The sequence below is a fragment of the Gammaproteobacteria bacterium genome, from assembly GCA_016199745.1.
Classification (GTDB): domain Bacteria; phylum Pseudomonadota; class Gammaproteobacteria; order Acidiferrobacterales; family Sulfurifustaceae; genus JACQFZ01.
In genome coordinates, this window is sequence record JACQFZ010000055.1 from 14,361 (window position 1) to 31,490 (window position 17,130).

Annotated in this window: 22 protein-coding genes; 13 read left to right on the forward strand and 9 right to left on the reverse strand. The window is 57.5% G+C overall.

All coding sequences use genetic code 11. From position 1 onward, the window contains the following. Positions 1-86 precede the first annotated feature (86 nt). Complete coding sequence (locus HY308_14530) at positions 87-614, forward strand: hypothetical protein (GenBank protein ID MBI3899490.1); 528 nt, start codon at positions 87-89, stop codon at positions 612-614. Between the two features lie 2 nt (positions 615-616). Continuing rightward, positions 617-1,456, forward strand: a complete 840-nt coding sequence (locus tag HY308_14535) for a sel1 repeat family protein (GenBank protein ID MBI3899491.1) — start codon at positions 617-619, stop codon at positions 1,454-1,456. Between the two features lie 436 nt (positions 1,457-1,892). Here the strand turns inward: HY308_14535 and HY308_14540 are convergent, their stop codons facing one another. Beyond that, the gene (locus tag HY308_14540) at positions 1,893-3,281 is read right to left on the reverse strand and encodes a patatin-like phospholipase family protein (GenBank protein MBI3899492.1); all 1,389 of its coding nucleotides are present in this window, start codon (positions 3,279-3,281) and stop codon (positions 1,893-1,895) included. 2 nt (positions 3,282-3,283) lie between these two features. After that, positions 3,284-3,499, reverse strand: a complete 216-nt coding sequence (locus HY308_14545; GenBank protein ID MBI3899493.1) for a hypothetical protein — start codon at positions 3,497-3,499, stop codon at positions 3,284-3,286. 83 nt (positions 3,500-3,582) lie between these two features. Between HY308_14545 and HY308_14550 the strand changes: the two genes are divergently transcribed. The 4 genes from HY308_14550 to HY308_14565 all read left to right on the forward strand — a co-directional run bounded on the left by HY308_14550 (position 3,583) and on the right by HY308_14565 (position 6,907). Next, positions 3,583-4,050 (forward strand): WbuC family cupin fold metalloprotein, encoded by a 468-nt coding sequence (locus tag HY308_14550; protein MBI3899494.1) that lies wholly within the window; start codon positions 3,583-3,585, stop codon positions 4,048-4,050. A 171-nt stretch (positions 4,051-4,221) separates the two neighbouring features. Then, positions 4,222-4,971, forward strand: a complete 750-nt coding sequence (locus tag HY308_14555; protein MBI3899495.1) for a hypothetical protein — start codon at positions 4,222-4,224, stop codon at positions 4,969-4,971. After that, positions 4,968-6,035, forward strand: coding sequence for a DUF2157 domain-containing protein (locus HY308_14560; protein MBI3899496.1), 1,068 nt, complete (start codon positions 4,968-4,970; stop codon positions 6,033-6,035). Before HY308_14555 ends, HY308_14560 begins: the two co-directional genes overlap by 4 nt. Continuing rightward, positions 6,032-6,907: a DUF4824 family protein gene (locus tag HY308_14565; GenBank protein MBI3899497.1), complete on the forward strand. Its 876-nt coding sequence runs from the start codon at positions 6,032-6,034 to the stop codon at positions 6,905-6,907. Before HY308_14560 ends, HY308_14565 begins: the two co-directional genes overlap by 4 nt. On the opposite strand, the gene HY308_14570 is transcribed toward HY308_14565, so the two are convergent. The 4 genes from HY308_14570 to HY308_14585 all read right to left on the reverse strand — a co-directional run bounded on the left by HY308_14570 (position 6,881) and on the right by HY308_14585 (position 10,377). Then, on the reverse strand, positions 6,881-7,381 hold the full coding sequence (locus HY308_14570) for a disulfide bond formation protein B (GenBank protein MBI3899498.1): 501 nt from the start codon (positions 7,379-7,381) through the stop codon (positions 6,881-6,883). The genes HY308_14565 and HY308_14570 overlap by 27 nt on opposite strands. A 250-nt stretch (positions 7,382-7,631) precedes the next feature. Beyond that, positions 7,632-8,027: an RNA-binding protein gene (locus HY308_14575; GenBank protein MBI3899499.1), complete on the reverse strand. Its 396-nt coding sequence runs from the start codon at positions 8,025-8,027 to the stop codon at positions 7,632-7,634. A 247-nt stretch (positions 8,028-8,274) separates the two neighbouring features. After that, positions 8,275-9,669: a DEAD/DEAH box helicase gene (locus HY308_14580; protein ID MBI3899500.1), complete on the reverse strand. Its 1,395-nt coding sequence runs from the start codon at positions 9,667-9,669 to the stop codon at positions 8,275-8,277. Positions 9,670-10,026: 357 nt separating this feature from the next. Further along, positions 10,027-10,377, reverse strand: coding sequence for a rhodanese-like domain-containing protein (locus HY308_14585; protein MBI3899501.1), 351 nt, complete (start codon positions 10,375-10,377; stop codon positions 10,027-10,029). Between the two features lie 162 nt (positions 10,378-10,539). Between HY308_14585 and HY308_14590 the strand changes: the two genes are divergently transcribed. The 7 genes from HY308_14590 to HY308_14620 all read left to right on the forward strand — a co-directional run bounded on the left by HY308_14590 (position 10,540) and on the right by HY308_14620 (position 15,487). After that, positions 10,540-10,938, forward strand: coding sequence for a MarR family transcriptional regulator (locus tag HY308_14590; protein ID MBI3899502.1), 399 nt, complete (start codon positions 10,540-10,542; stop codon positions 10,936-10,938). A 32-nt stretch (positions 10,939-10,970) separates the two neighbouring features. Then, on the forward strand, positions 10,971-11,348 hold the full coding sequence (locus HY308_14595; protein MBI3899503.1) for a phage holin family protein: 378 nt from the start codon (positions 10,971-10,973) through the stop codon (positions 11,346-11,348). Between the two features lie 5 nt (positions 11,349-11,353). Further along, positions 11,354-12,052, forward strand: coding sequence for a glutathione S-transferase family protein (locus HY308_14600; GenBank protein MBI3899504.1), 699 nt, complete (start codon positions 11,354-11,356; stop codon positions 12,050-12,052). Between the two features lie 512 nt (positions 12,053-12,564). Continuing rightward, positions 12,565-13,077, forward strand: a complete 513-nt coding sequence (locus tag HY308_14605; GenBank protein MBI3899505.1) for a hypothetical protein — start codon at positions 12,565-12,567, stop codon at positions 13,075-13,077. Between the two features lie 48 nt (positions 13,078-13,125). Beyond that, a complete protein-coding gene (gene pdxH / locus HY308_14610) occupies positions 13,126-13,737 on the forward strand; it encodes a pyridoxamine 5'-phosphate oxidase (GenBank protein ID MBI3899506.1) in 612 nt (203 codons plus the stop codon). 93 nt (positions 13,738-13,830) lie between these two features. Further along, a complete protein-coding gene (locus tag HY308_14615; protein MBI3899507.1) occupies positions 13,831-14,751 on the forward strand; it encodes a DUF2167 domain-containing protein in 921 nt (306 codons plus the stop codon). A gap of 7 nt (positions 14,752-14,758) precedes the next feature. Continuing rightward, complete coding sequence (locus HY308_14620) at positions 14,759-15,487, forward strand: site-2 protease family protein (GenBank protein ID MBI3899508.1); 729 nt, start codon at positions 14,759-14,761, stop codon at positions 15,485-15,487. A 6-nt stretch (positions 15,488-15,493) separates the two neighbouring features. Here HY308_14620 and HY308_14625 read toward each other — a convergent pair whose 3' ends face one another. From HY308_14625 to HY308_14635, 3 genes are all read right to left on the reverse strand, one after another. Next, positions 15,494-15,640, reverse strand: a complete 147-nt coding sequence (locus HY308_14625) for a hypothetical protein (GenBank protein ID MBI3899509.1) — start codon at positions 15,638-15,640, stop codon at positions 15,494-15,496. Positions 15,641-15,838: 198 nt separating this feature from the next. Next, positions 15,839-16,825: a GGDEF domain-containing protein gene (locus HY308_14630; protein ID MBI3899510.1), complete on the reverse strand. Its 987-nt coding sequence runs from the start codon at positions 16,823-16,825 to the stop codon at positions 15,839-15,841. Positions 16,826-16,914: 89 nt separating this feature from the next. Then, the gene (locus tag HY308_14635) at positions 16,915-17,079 is read right to left on the reverse strand and encodes a hypothetical protein (GenBank protein ID MBI3899511.1); all 165 of its coding nucleotides are present in this window, start codon (positions 17,077-17,079) and stop codon (positions 16,915-16,917) included. Between the last annotated feature and the right edge of the window lie 51 nt (positions 17,080-17,130).

A 17,130-nucleotide genomic window follows, 5' to 3' on the forward strand; every position in this document is an offset into this window, starting at 1 on the left:
CCTCAATCCTCGCCAAGAAATTGGCAAAAAATGAACTGAAGGAGGTTGGACGCGGGATTAATGAGGCACATGGAAAGAGTCCGCTCGTGCTCTCATACATCGAAGAGGATATTAAGGAACTACAGAAGGAGGTTGTTGACTATCACGCATCATTTATCATCGCTCAAGCGGCAGCAGGTCTTAAGATCGACGAATTCACTTACCATACAATTTGCGTTAAGACTTTCTCCGCAAACGAGCAGCAGGATATTGCCAAGCTAATCGAAGCCATAAGCAAGATCGGCGATACCACGAAAGAGCTTGAGGATAAGGCCATGAAACGCCTACAAGTGGAAATGGATGAGCTTAACCGCCGCTTCAAACACTTCAACCACCCGATGGGACTTAGGAACAATCCGGCGCTAACGAAACACATCCTGTTTCAGATAAGCCAACAGGCATATCGATATCAGTTGAGTAAGGTAAAAACGGAAATACACGGCGATAAATTGCAGCAGGGTTGTACAGACTTAATTGCCATGCTCCGAGATATCAGCAAAAAAATGCGCACTGAGAAACCGATGGTACTCTTTGCTAGTAACTGCCGCGCTTTTGCACATAAAAACGGATTGTAATCATGCGCAACATACTGATGTGGGCAACTACCTTGATATGTGCGACCGGTCTTACTGTCATTGCCCCGGCGGACGCCGCCGAATCCAGCACAACACAAGATGGCCGCTGGATACTCTGCCGCACGGTGCCGGCCAAGTCAGCAATGCCGCACCACGTAGGTCGAGAATATAAAAAGTTCCATGGGGAATGGTCGCGCCAGTTAGACGCCTGTCAGGCGTTGCAAAAGGAAGACTTTAAAGACCCGGACCTACATTTCTATATGGGGCGCTTGCTGAATAAGCTCAACAAAGTTGACGAAGCTATCGAGCAATTCCAACTCGCGCGGGCGAAGGGAAGCACCAAAGGAATTACGGCCTTAGCATTCCTAATGTGGTCGAATGAGATACCCACCAAGAAGATCGGCGTGAGTCAGCGCGCGCTCTATGAAGAAGCAGCGCAGCGTGGTGATCCGGTAGCACAGATAAAGCTTGCTGACTTGCTGATGAGTAACATCATGGGGATGAAAAACGATCCGGACGATTCACCGTATCCTCTCGCAGAGAGTCAAAAGCAGAAGTATCAGCAGCAAATCATTAAGTTGTTACAGCAAGCGTCGGCGCAAGGTAATGTTATCGCTGACTACGAACTCGGTTACCAATATAGCCTTCTCCAAATTGAACACCCGAAGGACGATGCCATTAAAAAACTTGCCGAACACCATCTGGACAAAGCGGCTAAAGGCGGCGTGCGCGATGCCACAATAGAACTGCGAAGGTTATACCATCGCGATATCGCGCAATACGGCGATCCGGAAAAAATGCCCTACCAAACGACATTCATCGATGCGCTATCTCGACCCTAACTAAACAAACAAAAAGGGCGCCTACCTGGGGCGCCTTTTTTATGAAGCCCTGCAACGTAATTCGCCAACCTGCTTCACGTTGGCCGCGGTAACCCTTCGACACGAGACACAAGATCAAAAAAATTAAAGCGCGACGCCGTCGAATGATCTCATCATTTGTCCCAAGAGTGACGTGGTTGAAGCTTCCATCCAACGTTAATTGGCAGGTCATTGGACGTGGGCTGATGATCTTGCTTATTGGGGTAACGATTATTTATACCGGCGAAGCAAAACATTTAGTCGTGGGTGAGAAAAAATATTTCATTGGGGCGCCATTCATTCTACTGGGTCTGTATAGCCTCTATCTGGGACTCAAGAAGCCAAGCAAATAGCACGTGTGGGGCACATTGCGAATCTGTCACTTGTTAGCGCCAAGCAGTACTGATTCAAAACAGTTTTACGGACACGCCAATGACGCGCCCTTGGTCTTTTCCAGCGGCGCACCAACCAGCTTTTGAAAGCACGGCGACTGCAGGAGTAGTTGCCGGCCTTTTTGCCGCAGCGCGTTGACTTGCTCCTTCGGTAGATCAAATACAGTGTCGATTGCTAAAAAGCGCTCGCGTTCGGCGGTGTCTTCGATTTGGTCGAAGCCGACGTAAATGCGGTATAGCTCGACCTGGTGTAAGTCGGGTTGTTGTCGTTGAGCGGCGTCGCGCCGTTGGAGGGTTTCCTTCAGCAGCTCGATGGTGTCGAACGAGTAATTGATCAGTGGCACTGACGCGATCGATTCGACGACGGTGGCGACGCCGGGGGCGTTCGCCGATCGGTCGTACGCTGTTGGCAGTTCGTTCTTGGCGTCGACCGTGATCACCACCAGCTTCTTGATCTCTTCCAGGTTCATCCGGTTCAGCACGCTGCCGTCGACGTCGCCCGAGCTCATCGACGTCAACGGTCCGCGTAGGCCGATGTTGTCGGCGACGCCGCCGTCGAGCAGGTGTACGTAACGCCGATCCGGTTCTTGATAAGTGCGCAGCATGCGCGCACGGTAGTAGCGTCGTGGGTTGGCGTCGAGGTCGTGCAAGGCTTGTTCGACCCACTTCGGTTCGCGGAAATGGCAGCTGCCGGGATAACTGTTGATTGCCAGCGGCGAGAAGGCGATCGGGAAATTAGAGGACGCGGCGACGGCGCGGGCGACGGTCAGGCTGCCGAGATCGGCGCATAGCGGATCGAATTGCGACTGCGTGAACATGAACTGCGTGCCCTTGACCATGTCGGTGGCATTGATCATTAGAAATGGTTTGTGCCGTTGTTGCTCGACGTCGCTGAAGGTTGTTTGATCGAATAGCAGGTCTTGATATAACTCGGCGGCGAGCTCGATGCGGCCGAACTGTGGCGATGCCAACCGCCACCAGTTGTACGGGTTGAGCATCTTGACGATCAGATCGCGCTGCACGTTGTGATACAGAAAATTTTGCTGAAAGCGCCCGCCGTCGACGAAGATATCGTCGCCGTGCAGACCGTAGTACGCGGCGATGAAGCTGCCGCCGGAGACGGACGAAATGACGTCGACCTCTTTCAGCAAATTGCGCCGCTCGCCGTCGACGACGACGGTGGTCTGGCGCAGCTGCTCGAGTACGCCGTAAGCCAGCGCCGCCGCGCGCGTGCCGCCGCCGGAGAAAGTGACGATAACGAACAGGTCGTCTTTGTTGTCGTCGTTGGCAAGCTGATCGTAGCGGTAGCCGTGGTCGGGGTCGTACGCTGTCAACGGTTGGACCGGCGGAAACGAGGCGCAACTGGCGAGCAGGAGCAGCAATAATGTCAGTGCGAACCGATAGCGCAGCGGCATGGTCAAATTTGTTTAAACTCGATGATCAAAGGGGCGGTCGGTAGCGTGTCGCTGACAGTACACGTGCATTCGTTCGGTGAGTAGTCGTTGCCCGGACCTAAGTCGAATACGTGTTGACCCGGTTCGACCTGGAAAACACGATTGGTCTTACAGGTGCGGACGCCGTCGACTCGAACATAGCGTTGCGCGGGGAAAACCACCTTCACGTACTCGTCCATGATTATTCGCTCCTTATTGTGTCGTGCAGTGCTCCATAATGTCCTTGCTATTAATATGGGTCAAGCAAACGATCGGATAAGCCATGAAGGTAATTGACGCCACGACGTTGAACGAATTGACCGAGTCGGCGATCGCGTCCCCGCGCCGCCGTAAAAATTTGAATCTGCACGATTCGTTGGATGATGCGGTGCAGCGTTTTCTCAACGCTTTCGAGCCCGGCACTTATGTGCGGCCGCATCGGCATAGCGGTAAGTGGGAGCTGTTCGTATTGATCCAGGGGCGGGCGGCGGTATTGGGCTTCGATGACGCCGGTACCGTGGTAACGCGCGTCGAGCTCAACGCCGACAACGGCGCGCGCGTCGTCGAGATTCCCGCGTCGACCTGGCACACCATTGTGTCGTTGGCGCCGCGCACGGTCATGCTCGAGGTGAAACGTGGGCCGTACGATCCGTCGGTGCCGGCGGAGTATGCGCCGTGGGCGCCGGCTGAGAATGATGCAGCGGCGGCGGCGTTCGAGCGGCGGTTGCAAACGGTGGGTCCGCCGCGTTGAAGCTCTTGGGGAGGCGTTAAGAAGGTTACCCTCTCCCCTAGCCCCTCTCCCGCAAGCGGGAGAGGGGAAAGTTATTACCTGGTTTCAACAGAGCAAGATAGCTTTCTATTGGCCGCGGGCTTTGCCGGCGGCTACAGTAGTTGAAGGAAATTATTATAAGTAAGGGGACATATGACCGTCGCCAAGACTTCCTCGTTTGCTACGGCGCGCGACTGGCTGCAAACCGGTGTTTTAATAGTTGGCGCACTGGTCGGTACCTACCAGTTCTATCTCAAGGATGTGCTCAGCCCGGCGCGCGCGCCGACGGCGTTGGACGTGGCGGCGCGGATTGAAAAGGTCGGCGAGAAGGACGGCAAGTTATTGATGAAGGTAGTGGTCGCTGCCACTAACCCTACCGATCGCCGGATTTATGTTCCGGCCTTTTGGTTTACCGTGCGTGGCAGCCGCTTGGAGGGCGCCGATGCTTTTAGCACCAGCGAATTTACCGAGCGGGTTCGAACCGGCGAACAGTTGGTGACTCGTTATTTGCCGAATCCTAAGAGCGAAATTGTCGCCGAGCGGCGAATCATCAGTGACGGGCTCGCGTGGTGGGAGCCGAACGACAAAACCAACGACGAGGCGATTTTTACTATCCCGCAGGGGAAATTCGATTATTTGGAGTTGCAGGTTTTTTACCTACACACCCGCGATATCTCGGTGCTAACTACGCCGGCGTGGTTTGTCGGCGACGATGGTGCATTGAGCGCGCACCTTCAGTTCAAGACGCGCGATGACGCCAAACCAGAATTGTTCGATGTCACTAACTCGCGTCATCTCAAGTGGGCCGATGAAGCGGCTGCTGGAATTAATTGGTACGTCAGCACGCTTTCGCTGTGGCCGACGGCGCTAACAAAAACCGAACGGTCAGCCAAACAACAATGAGCGCGCCATCGAGGACTGACGCCCAGCAGCGGGCCGATGAAATCCGTATTTTTCAGCGCGAGTTGGCGCGGTTACAGCACGACAATGTGATCGCATTGTCCGCTGCGCAGAGCCAGGCGCTGGCGGAACATCACGAGCGGCTGCTGGTGGAATATGCCGCGGCGTTCGACATCGACCGCGACACGCACGCCAAACAATTGTCGCTCGGTATGCGCATCGCTTCGTTTCTCGGCGCGTTGGCGCTGGCCGCCAGCGTATTTTTTCTGTTCTATCAATTTTGGGGAATGTTGCCGACGGCAGCGCAGGTCGGCGTTTTGCTGACGGCGGTGCTGGTCACGTTCTTAGTGACGTTGTGGATTCAAGGCCGTGACGACACCGGTTACTTCACCAAGCTCGCCGCCATGGTCGCGTTCGCTTGCTTCGTGCTGAACATTTACATGCTCGGACAGATCTTCAACATCACACCGTCGGACAAAGCGCTGTTACCGTGGGCGGCGTTCGCGTTTTTACTGGCGTATGCGTGCGATCTGCGGCTGCTGCTCGCCACCGGCATTTTGTGCGTCGTTGCCTTTATCGCGGCTCGTACCGGCACCTGGGGTGGAATGTATTGGTTGGACTTCGGCCAACGGCCGGAGAATTTCTTGCCGGCAGCGGTGTTGTTGTTTGCCGTGCCGCAGTGGATAGCACATCGCCGCTTTAGCGGTTTTGCAGCGATCTATCGCCTGTTCGCGTTGCTGACATTGTTGCTGCCGATGTTGGTGCTGGCCAATTGGGGTGATGCGAGTTATTTCGAGTTCGATCCCGATTTTATCGAAGGGATCTATCAAGTATTGGGATTTGTCACCAGCGCTGCTGCTATCTGGCTCGGTGCGCGCCGCCAGTGGCCGGAAGTCGTGAACACCGGGACGACGATGTTCGTGATTTTTCTGTATACCAAGTTTTTCGATTGGTGGTGGGAGATCATGCCGAAGTATCTGTTCTTCTTGGTCGTTGGCTTAACGGCGATATTGTTTCTGGTGGTGTTGCAGCGCTTGCGCAAGACCCCGCGGAGTCGCGCGGCATGATCGCCGTTACCTCTTGGTCGCACAAACGCACGCTGATCGTCGGTCTCGCGTTGTTAGTTGTGACTAACGCCGTCGCGCTCATTGGCGTTGCTTACAACCGTCTCGGCGAGCCGGAGAGTCAATTGCGCCTGACGGAACGCGAACTCGCGCTGCCATACAGTTATTGGTACAACCGCGAAAACAGCGGTCTCGGTCTTACGCTGACGTGGCGCGCGGTCGATCCCGACGACGCCGGTGCGCTTTACTACAGCGCCGCGCCGAAATGGTTGGACAAGGCGAAGTTGGCAACGCTCGGTTTCGATGTGTCGTCGGCCGAGCGGACGTTGTCCGGCGAGCGCCATTACCGGAAGTTGCTGAGCAAGAATGTCTGGGTGGTGTTGGAACTCGACGGCCCAGCCTATCGACGCGTGGTCGAGCACGCTAAGCAGAAAGCGCAGAAAGATGCGGCGTTGGCCGCGGCAAATCCGCGGAACGACGAGTTCAAGCAGCGCGCACGTGCGTCGCAGGAAAGTTTAGTGCGCGAGCAGCGCGACGCGAGTCGCTTGATCGCGATCGACGCCGGGCTCGATGTGGCAGCGCTGCGCGAGCGTTATCCGAACCGCGCGCAGAATGCCATTGTCAGCGGCCGGGTTACGCCGAGTTTCGCCAAGACCGACGACCGTGCGTACGTCGTCGCTTATCTCGCGCTCAACCTCGACGCGGTACACGTACCGTTGGCGCATCGCCGACTGTTCGATGCCTTGCGGTCGGTCGACATTCCCAACCAGGGTGGGCCGCGTTACGAAGTGACCGCCGCCTTCGGCCAGCGACTCGAGCCATGGATCGTCTCGGTAGCGCCGCTAAATTCAGCGGCGCTTAAACGAGCGAAATAGAAGGAGCAGTGTCGCCAGCAATAAAGCGGCGAAACACAGCAGGCTCCACTCGGCGATCGACAATCCCAGAAACCGCCAGGCGACGGCGCTGCAGTCAGCGCTGCCGCGAAAAATTTTCGGCAAGATGTCGGCCAACGGCACTGTGCGCATGATGAAGTCGAGATCTTGAATCTTGCAGCCGAGCGATTCTGGCGGGAAGTGTTCGATCCAGACGTGCCGGCCGGCGGTGATCAAGCCGCCGATGACCGGAAGCGCCAACACGATCGGCAACCAGCGTGACCGCGCCGCGCTACCGAAAAGGAGGCCGAGCAAGGCGACGGCACCGCTGACGATAAATGCGATGCGTTGCAGGATGCACATCGGGCAAGGCTCGAGGCCTTCGGTGTGCTGTAGGTACAGCGCGAACGCGATTAACCCGAAGCAAAGCAGCGTAATGATGGCGTAGGTCGAGCGAGGAGAGATACGGCTTAGCATTTTTACCTCTTCGTGGTCTCGTTAACTGCTGCGGTATGGTAATTATCCAGCCGAACTTGAATGGTACTTAACTTAAGCAAAAGCCGACGCCTATCCACCGCCACCCTTCTCCCCTTGTGGGAGAGGGAACGCTGCGGTTATGACGGTAAAATTTCTTAAGTAAGTTTAAGTGCCATTGCGGCTGAACTTTATTATCTTCCGGCGCAAAAAAGGCCGCATCGCGGCCTTTTTTGCAAGCTTGATCAATCAACTAATAGGGGCGTCTGCCGCCGCCGCCACCGCCGCGCGGTTTGCCGCCGCGGTTGCCGCCGCCGCCGCCGCCAAATCCACCGCGACCGCCGCCACCACCACCACCGCCGCCGCCGAAGCCGCGACCGCCGCCGCCACCACCAGCGCCACGCTCGGTCTTCGGGCGCGCTTCGTTGACGTTGATCGTGCGACCTTTAATCTCTTTTTGATTCATGCCGGTGATAGCGGCTTGCGCTTCGGCCTTAGCCGGCATCTCGACGAAACCGAAACCACGTGGCTCGCCGCTGAATTTGTCACGCAGAATATTTACCTTATCAACCTGCCCGTAGGCGCCAAACGCGGCGCGCAAATCCTCTTCAGTCACTTCACGCGCCAGATTGCCTACAAAAATATTCATCTCGATATCTCCTGATAGGTGGTAAACCAAACGTTGCGACGATCCTCAGGTTTTGGGCAGAGCGAAGTCTGTCGTGAAATCAGGGGATGCGACCTCGTCCAGCTATGCACTATACGCCGTGGTTGCAGGCGATGGGCAATAACCGCCAGCGGTCCAGTGCTTAGTAAAGCCGTCCTTGGGAAAGTTCCTTTACGGAAAGAAGAGAAGGCGCGCCGCGGCGTTACCGCGGCGCGATATTGCTAATCAACTATCCGAGCAGCGGACGACGTCCGTCACGTTGGAAGTTCCGGCCGTCCTTACGCGGTTGTTGCCGGCGCGGCTGACCGTCGCGGCTTTCCGCGTGGCGCGTGTTGCCGCCGTTACCATTCGGTGCTGGGCGGCTATTTCCGTTTGTCTCCCGTTGCGGCGGTCGCTTTTGAGCGCCTTGGCGGTGGGCATGGGCCGACGGTTTGCGGTGATGACCGTTGGAACGCGGACGCTCGCTGTCGAAACGCGTATTCGGCGTCGTCTTCGGCTCGAGGCCCTCGACCACGTGTGCCGGGATCGAGCGCTTGGTGTAGCGCTCGATATCACGCAGTTGGCGCCGGTCTTCGGCGCTGGCGAACGAGATAGCGATACCGCTGGCGCCAGCACGGCCGGTACGGCCGATGCGGTGCACATAGTCTTCCGGGTTTTTCGGCAGGTCGTAATTGACGACGTGGCTGATGCCATTGACGTCGAGGCCGCGCGCGGCGACATCGGTTGCGACCAGCAGCTGTACTTTGCCGGTACGCAGATGTTGGATCGCGCGGTTGCGTTGGTTCTGGTTCATGTTGCCGTGCAACGCCGCCGACGGATAACCCTCGGTGTGCAGCTTCTTCGCCAGGCGGTCGGCGCCGCGCTTAGTGCTGGTGAAGACGATGACTTTGTCGATCGCTGTGTCGTTCAGCAAGTGCACCAACAGTTGGTGCTTGTGCTCGCCGCCGTCGACATGGTGCAAGCGCTGCTCGATGTTTTCATGACGCTCCTGCACGTTGGCCATCTGGATGCGCTTCGGATTTTTCATCATGCGGCTGGTGAGCTTGGCGATGTCGCCTTCGAGCGTCGCCGAGAACAGCAGCGTCTGCCGGTTGGCCGGCGTCGCCGCGGCGATTTTCTGAACCGCGTGCACGAAGCCCATGTCGAGCATGCGATCGGCTTCATCGAGCACCAATACTTCGAGGCGCGAATAGTCGATGCGACCGCTTTCCATATGGTCGAGCAAACGACCCGGTGTGGCGACGAGGATATCGAGCGGCTGCGACAGCAGGCGCATTTGCGGGGTGTACGAAACGCCGCCAACGATGCTGCCGATACGGAACTTGAGATGCCGGCCATATTTGGCGGCGGCCTCGGTGACCTGATTGGCCAGCTCGCGCGTCGGCGTCAGTACTAGCACGCGCGGGCCGCGGCCGGGGGCAGTTGCCGGTGTCGTCAGGCGTTGCAGCGACGGCAGCACGAACGCGGCGGTCTTACCGGTACCGGTCTGCGCCGACGCCATGAGGTCATGGCCGGCGAGCGCTTCGGGAATGGACTGCGCCTGGATCGGGGTCGGCGTGTTGTAACCGCTTTCGGTTAGCGCCTTTAGGATCGAAGGGTGCAGATTTAATTGTTCGAACGTCATTTTAGTGTATTTCCTTGAATATCGCGGACGCGCGCGCTCTCCTGAGAGAGCGTGAAAAGCGCCCAGGTTAAGAACCGCCAAGTAGATCCGCGCGGCTATTACCTACCGATAGACATGGCAAGAGCAGCAACAAAGCCGATGGCGCTACATCCTCGCCAACCGTTTTGTCGCTGAAATTCCAGAGATGAAAAACCTGAAACCAGATGGAGGGTCAGAGAGTGATGAAATCGCGCGGGTGAACCGTGGTTGCAATCCCAGCGCGGATCGGCACCTTACCGTAAAACCGCGCTACAAGCCAGCCGCAAGTAAAAACCCCCCTCGCGGGTGGGTGCGAGAGGGGGGTTGAGTGGTAGGCAATTACGTCACGGCGGTGGCGGTTGCGCCCTTTTCCAGCGGTAGTCCGGCGTCGATCCAATCTTGTTTGCCGTCAACGTATTCGAAGACGTTGGTATAACCGAGCGAATCCAAGGTCTGGGCGGCAATGCGCGAATTTTGGCACGGTGCGTTAGCGCAGTAAGCGACGATAACGGCATTTTTATCGGGTAAAACCTGCGATGCCAGCTCGCGTACCTTATCGTGCGGAAGATGCAGCGCACCGGGTAGGTGGCCGTCACGGTAGTGCTTTTCCGGCAGCGCTTCGACCAAGGCGACTGGGGTTTGGGACTTCAGCTGAGCTTGTAGCTCCTGACGCGATATAGGACGAAACATGATTTTCCTCCGTTGATTGGTTGCGGTTACAACGGTTGCATATGCAACTAATTTGACAATAGCACCGCCCCAATAAAGTTGCAAGTGCAACCAACGGCGGATATGCTCGCCGCTATGACGGGAAAGGTTTGTGAAGCCACATTCGCCGCCTGGGTGCGATTGATTCGCGCGCAGCAAGCGTTGCTCGAACGAGTCGAGGCCGACTTGAAAGCGGCCGATTTGCCGCCATTGGCCTGGTACGACGTATTGCTCGAGCTTGGTCGTACCGACGAGGGTCAATTGCGTCAATTCGAGCTCGGCGACAAAGTGTTGCTGAGCAAATACAACGTCTCGCGCTTGCTCGATCGGCTGGAACTAGAAGGGTTGGTCAAACGCCACTCGTGCAAAGAAGATCGCCGCGGCGCTCATGTGGCGATCACCAAAGACGGGCGCGCATTGCAGAAGAAAATGTGGCCGGTGTACGAGCACGCGATTTCGGAATACTTCGCGCGCCATTTGTCGGCAGCGGAGATCGAACAGTTGGCGAAGTTGATGGGCCGTTTGTTGGTGACGCCAGCATGATCTACTAACGAAAAGGATCGAGGATAAACAGTATGGTCGGTTTTGTATTGCGCACACTCATCGTCGCGCTCGGACTGTGGGCGGCATCGGTGCTGGTGCCCGGCATCAACGTGCAGGGTACCTGGACTTTGATCGGTGCGGCGCTATTGCTCGGTGTGGTCAATGCCGTGTTGCGGCCGGTGCTGATTATTCTGACGTTGCCGATTACGCTGGTGACGCTCGGTTTGTTTCTGCTCGTCATTAACGCCGCCATGCTGGGTTTGGTCGCCTGGGTGTTCGACGACTTCACGATTAGAGGTTTCTGGGCGGCGATCTTGGGCGCGATTATCGTCAGCATCACCGGTTGGTTGGCGTCGAATTTGGTCGGCTCGCGCGGGCGCATCGATGTCATTACGCGGCGGTCGCGCTAATGCCGATCAAGCCCAAGCTCATCAGCTACAAGCTATGCCCGTATGTGCAACGGGCAGTCATTGCGCTCATCGTTAAAGCCATCGACTACGACATCGAGTACATCGATCTGGCACGCCCGCCGGAGTGGTTTTTGCGGATCTCGCCGTTTAAGAAAGTGCCGCTGCTGCTGGTCGGCGAGCATGTGATTTTCGAATCGGCGATTATTAATGAATATCTCGACGAGGCTTATCCGAATCGGTTGCATCCGGCCGATTTGCTCACGCGCGCGACGCATCGTGGCTGGATAGAATTCGGCAACAACTGCATGCCCAATGCTTTCCAGCTGACGGTGAAACCGACCGAGCAGGAATTCGACGACGTACTCAGCGATCTGCAGAGCAAGTTCGATCAGCTCGAAACGGTGGTCGATGCGGCGCCATATTTCAGCGGCGCCGATTTTTCGCTGGTCGACGCCAGCTATGCGCCGTTGTTCCAGCGCTTGCGCTATCTCGACGAGTTGCGCCCGGGCATCTTCGATCGCGCGCGGCATCCGAAAATCAATCGATGGAGCGATCAGCTACTACAGCTCAGCGCCGTTCAGCAGTCGTGCGTGCCGGATATTAAAGCGCTTTACTACGAGCAGTTGCGCAAACGCCAAGGATTCGCCGCGCAGTTCTTGCCGCCGCTAGCGGCCGGCGTGAGCGTGGCAAAGAGCGTTTATTAAGTTCGCTCAGCAATTTCTCGCCGATGGTGTCCCGTTCCTAGGGTCGTGTCCTGCTAATTCGTCAAAGAATTGTTCCAGCGCAGAATGGCACTTACTTGAGGCAAAAGCCGAAACGTATCAGCCGCCACTCCCTCCCCCTCAGGGGGAGGGTCGGGGTGGGGGTGGGTTTTTTGCAGTAGCGACCACAACCCACCCCCATCCTGTTTCTTGCCCAGGGCGCACTAAAACCAGTGCGCCAGCTCCGTCTCGCCTCCCCTGAAGGGAAAGGGACCTGTTAATAAGTTCGGGGTGGGTGAGTTTAGTCATCGTTTTAGCCCGTTCGTTGTCCGCCCACGCGCCCCCCGATTCTCCACTATCGTTACCTCAGGATTGTCTGATTTCCGCCGGCATGGCGCCGCAAGTGTCGGCTAGCCGTCACCGATAGGGGAGAAAATCCCCCTGGCACATCGGTTGCATTTACCCCTAGCAAGCAGGCCGCTCACCTGCGGTTCAATAGACAACAGGGGAATAAAATGGACTTTCGCAACCGGAATGAAAAAAGCGCCAGCCAACGATTTTTGTTGGCCATCGTCGTTACCCTCCTGCTAATGCCATTTGCCGCTTCAGCCGGCCAGACATCGCTGATTATTAACGGCAAGGCGTGGCACATCGGTACCGACAAGCATTACAACGAAAAGAACTGGGGTGCCGGCGTGCAATACGATTTCGACGTCGTCGGCGACAACTGGATCCCGTTCGTTACTGCCTCCGGCTTCAAAGATTCCAACAACAACCCGTCGTATTACGCGGGCGGCGGCTATCTCAAGCGCTTCGCCATCAGCTCGGATTACCACGTCGACATCGGCGCCATCGCCTTTTTAATGCAGCGCGAAGGCTACAAGAACGACAACCCGTTCCTGGGCGCACTGCCGGTGCTGTCTATCGGCACGCAGAAGGTCGCGGTCAACATCACTTACATCCCGTCGGTCGATCCGAAGTGGGTCCCCTTGTGGTTCTTCCAGCTGAAGGTCGCACTGCCGCAATAATCGCCGCCGTACTCTCTCGGTTTGACCGCCGCCGCCGGATGATTTTTACTGGGCCCGGTCAACCGAGAGCTTCCTGTGTCAGCCACCGATCCCATCACGCTGTTTACCGAATGGTTTGCCAAGGCCGCTAGCACCGGCATCGACAAGCCGAATGCCATGACCCTAACCACCGTCGGTAGCGACGGTCGGCCGGATGCCCGTATTGTCCTGCTGAGCTCGGTCGATACACGCGGCTTCGTTTTTCACACGAACTATCAAAGCCGTAAGGGCGAAGAGTTAGCGCACAATCCGGCGGTCGCGTTGGTGTTCTGGTGGGACCCGCTCGGATCGCAGGTGCGAATCGAAGGGCAAGCCACCAAGACTAGCGCCGCCGAATCGGACGCCTACTTTGCCAAGCGTCCGCGCGGTAGCCAACTCGGTGCGTGGGCGTCGGCGCAGAGCCGGCCGATCGAAAGCCGCGCGGTGCTGGAAGCGCAACTGCGCGAGTGCGAACGCGAATACGATGGCCGGCCGGTGCCACGGCCGCCGCATTGGGGCGGTTACCGGGTCGTGCCGCAGCGGATCGAATTTTGGCAAGATCGTCCGAACCGATTGCACGATCGCATCCGCTACGAGCGCGCCGCCGATGGCGGTTGGCGCACGCTCCAGCTGTCACCGTAGTTACCTACCTTAATCTGCTTTAATCAGATAACCGCGCCGACAACGCGCGGTCTGGCCGCGCACATCGGCACCCCATAATTAGCGGAGTCCCTCATGTCGTTCTTACGCAAACAGCTATCGTGCTTGCCGTTGTTGCTTCTGCTGGTTAATAGCGTTGCTGCGCTTGCCGCCGACGTCACCGAGCCGGCGGCGGCCGATGTACAAGCCGCTTTCGCCGCCGCCGAAAAAACCGTGCAGCGCGGCCCGGCCGACGTGACGCTCGCCGACCAGGCGACGCTCAAGCTGCCGGCTAATTTCGCCTTTGTGCCGGCGAAAGAGGCGGCGGGAATTCTGCAGGCATGGGGCAATCGCGCCGGCGACGAGTTGATCGGTATGGTATTTCCCAGCGGTGAGACGGCGGACAACTGGTTTGTCGTCATCCAATTCGATAAGGCCGGTTACATCAAAGACGACGACGCTAAGGATTGGAACGCCGACGATCTGCTGCAGTCATTAAAAGACGGCACCGACCACGCCAACGAGGAGCGCCGTAAGCGCGGTATTGCCGAGATGGAAATCGTCGGTTGGGTTGAGCCGCCGCACTACGATTCGACCACGCGCCAACTGGTATGGTCGATTGCGTCGCGCGACAAGGGTGCGGCCGATTCGGCGGAGAAGGGCATCAACTACAACACCTACAGCCTCGGCCGCGACGGCTACATCAGCATGAATCTCGTCACCGATTTGAAAGCGATCGAGACCCACAAGCCGATCGCCAAGACCTTGCTCGGCGCTTTGAGTTTCCGCGACGGCGAGCGCTACGCCGACTTCGACGCCTCGACCGACAAGGTCGCGGCCTACGGTCTGGCGGCGTTGGTGGCCGGCGTTGCCGCCAAAAAACTCGGCATGTTCGCGCTGCTCGCCGGCGTGCTGGTGAAGTTCTGGAAGCTGATCGCTATCGGTTTCGTCGCCTTCGGCGGCGGCCTGGCGAAATGGTGGAAGGGTCGCAAATCTTCCGGCGGTACACCGAGCTGAGGCAGGTATGAGATTCTTATTGTTGTTGCTGTCCGGATTGAAGCTCGGCAAGGTGCTGTTGACCGGCGGCACGATGCTGCTGTCGGTATTCGCGTATGCCTTCATCTTTGGCTGGAAATATGCCGTTGGCTTCGTGCTGCTTATCTTCGTCCACGAGATGGGCCACTACCTGGCGGCGCGTCAACGTGGCCTCGGCGTGGGCGCGCCGACGTTCATTCCCTTTGTCGGCGCCTGGATCGAACTGAAGCAGTTGCCGCACGATGTCGAAACCGAAGCTTACATCGGCATCGCCGGTCCGGTCGCCGGCACGGTCGGTGCGCTGGCGTGTTACCTGCTCGCGCGCCAGTACGACAGCGATTTGTTGTTGGCGTTGTCGTACGCCGGATTCTTTTTGAACCTGTTCAACTTGATCCCGATTTCGCCGTTCGACGGCGGCCGCATCACTGCCATCATTTCGCCGCGTGTGTGGCTACTCGGCGTGCCGATGTTAATCGGGTTGTTTTTGTATCGGCCAAGTCCGTTGCTGATCATCATGGCGCTGTTTGCGGCGCCGCAGGTATGGAAGGCAATCAAGTTCGATCCAAACGATCCGGAACACGCGGCTTATTACAAGGCGAAACCGGAAACTCGATTAACGTACGCGCTGTATTATCTCGGGCTCGCCGGCTTTCTCGCCGTCATGGCGCAGGATGTGCACGAAATGCTCGGCACGATACGCCACGCTGCCGGGTCGTAGTCCGCGCTAGCGTTTTAGCGCGATCAACACGCCGGTGACAATAGCGAGCGCGCCCAGCACAACCGTGTCATAGGTGAAGTTCAGGTGAATAACCGCTCGCAGTCCGGTGGCGACCAGCCAAACGCCGAGCAACAGCGTGCCTAGATTTTTCATGTGCACTCCCTGCTTCCCTCATCCCCACCCTTCTCCCGGGGGGAGAAGGGCTTCAAAACCCCTCTCCCTCGGGAGAGGGGCTGGGGTGAGGGAAGCTGTTGAGTTGATGTCGGTTCATTTTGTTAAGGACTCTAAGAAAGTGGAAACGTTGCCGAATAGCATAGCAGCGAAGCGCGTTGCGTCGTTTGTGGGCCGCCGTTACAGCGCTGCCGTTGCTCGGTCGGTTTGCACCTGATTGCGGCCGTTGGTTTTGGCTTGATAGAGCGCGGTATCGGCGCGTTGCAGCAAGGCGTCGATGTTATCGCCTTCTTCATAGGCGGTGACGCCGACGCTGATGGTGGGGCGCGCTTCCGACAGTTTGAGCCGGGTTACCGCCTCGCACTGCCGCTTCGCCAGTTCGCGCGCTTGTTCGAGTTGAGTATCGACATAGATCGCACAGAATTCATCGCCGCCGTAACGGCCGACCATATCGACATCGCGGCAGGTTTGCGCCAACGCGTTGGCGATAGCGATCAAGGTGGCATCGCCGGTAACGTGGCCGAAGGTGTCGTTGATCTTCTTGAAGTGATCGACGTCGATCAGCGCCACCGCAAAGTGTCGCCGGCGCTGACCTTCTTTGAGCAGCGACCCGAGGCGCGCGCGTAGTCGGCGGCGATTGGCGAGACCGGTCAGATCGTCGCGGCCGGAAAGCGAATCGAGCGCCGTCACCTGGCTGCGCAATTCTTCGAGCGAACGGAACAGCTCGGTCAGATCGCGCGTGACCCAGACCACTAACGGCACACCGTCGTCGTCGGTGCACGTCTCCGAACGCGTTTCGACCCAGCGATAACTACCGTCGGTGCGACGCAATCGATAGGCAATGTTGCGATACGTCTGGTCGAATCCGTGCGCGGCTTGATCGACGGCGATGCGGGCGACATCGTCCGGGTGAAACAGCTCATAGACGGCGCGGCCGATAAGGTCTTGCGGTTGCCAGCCGAAATAAGTCGCGAACGAATTTGACGCGAACAAGAAGCGGCCGCTGGGATCATGTAAGGAAATGCAGTCGCGCGCATGCTCGACGATCAATCGTAATGTCGGTACGTCTAATGGTGCCTGCGCGCCGAGCTGACGGCGCAGCTCGGCGGCATCGCGCTCGAGCGAGTTGAGTTGTTCGATTAATTTGCCGGGTTCTACGGGGGGCACGGTTCGCCTACCTATGTTGCCTCACTCGGTTTGGTTGAGCCGCTTTGAAACAGTTCCTGGCTAGCTTAGCCGGTGGGTCGTTGCCGTTGTTATTTTTTATCTGTTTTTTCTTTCCCTTTCCCCTTGCCGTCATCGCCGATATCGATGCCGACATCGACACCGGTATTGCCGGCATCACTATCGCCGTTATTACTACCACTGCTGTTATCGCCGCCACTGCTAGAGCTGCCACCATAGTGATATGTCGCGCTCAATCCGTGAAAAGCCTGTCGCGGATATCAGTGGCGCGCGCAATTCCTTTGCGG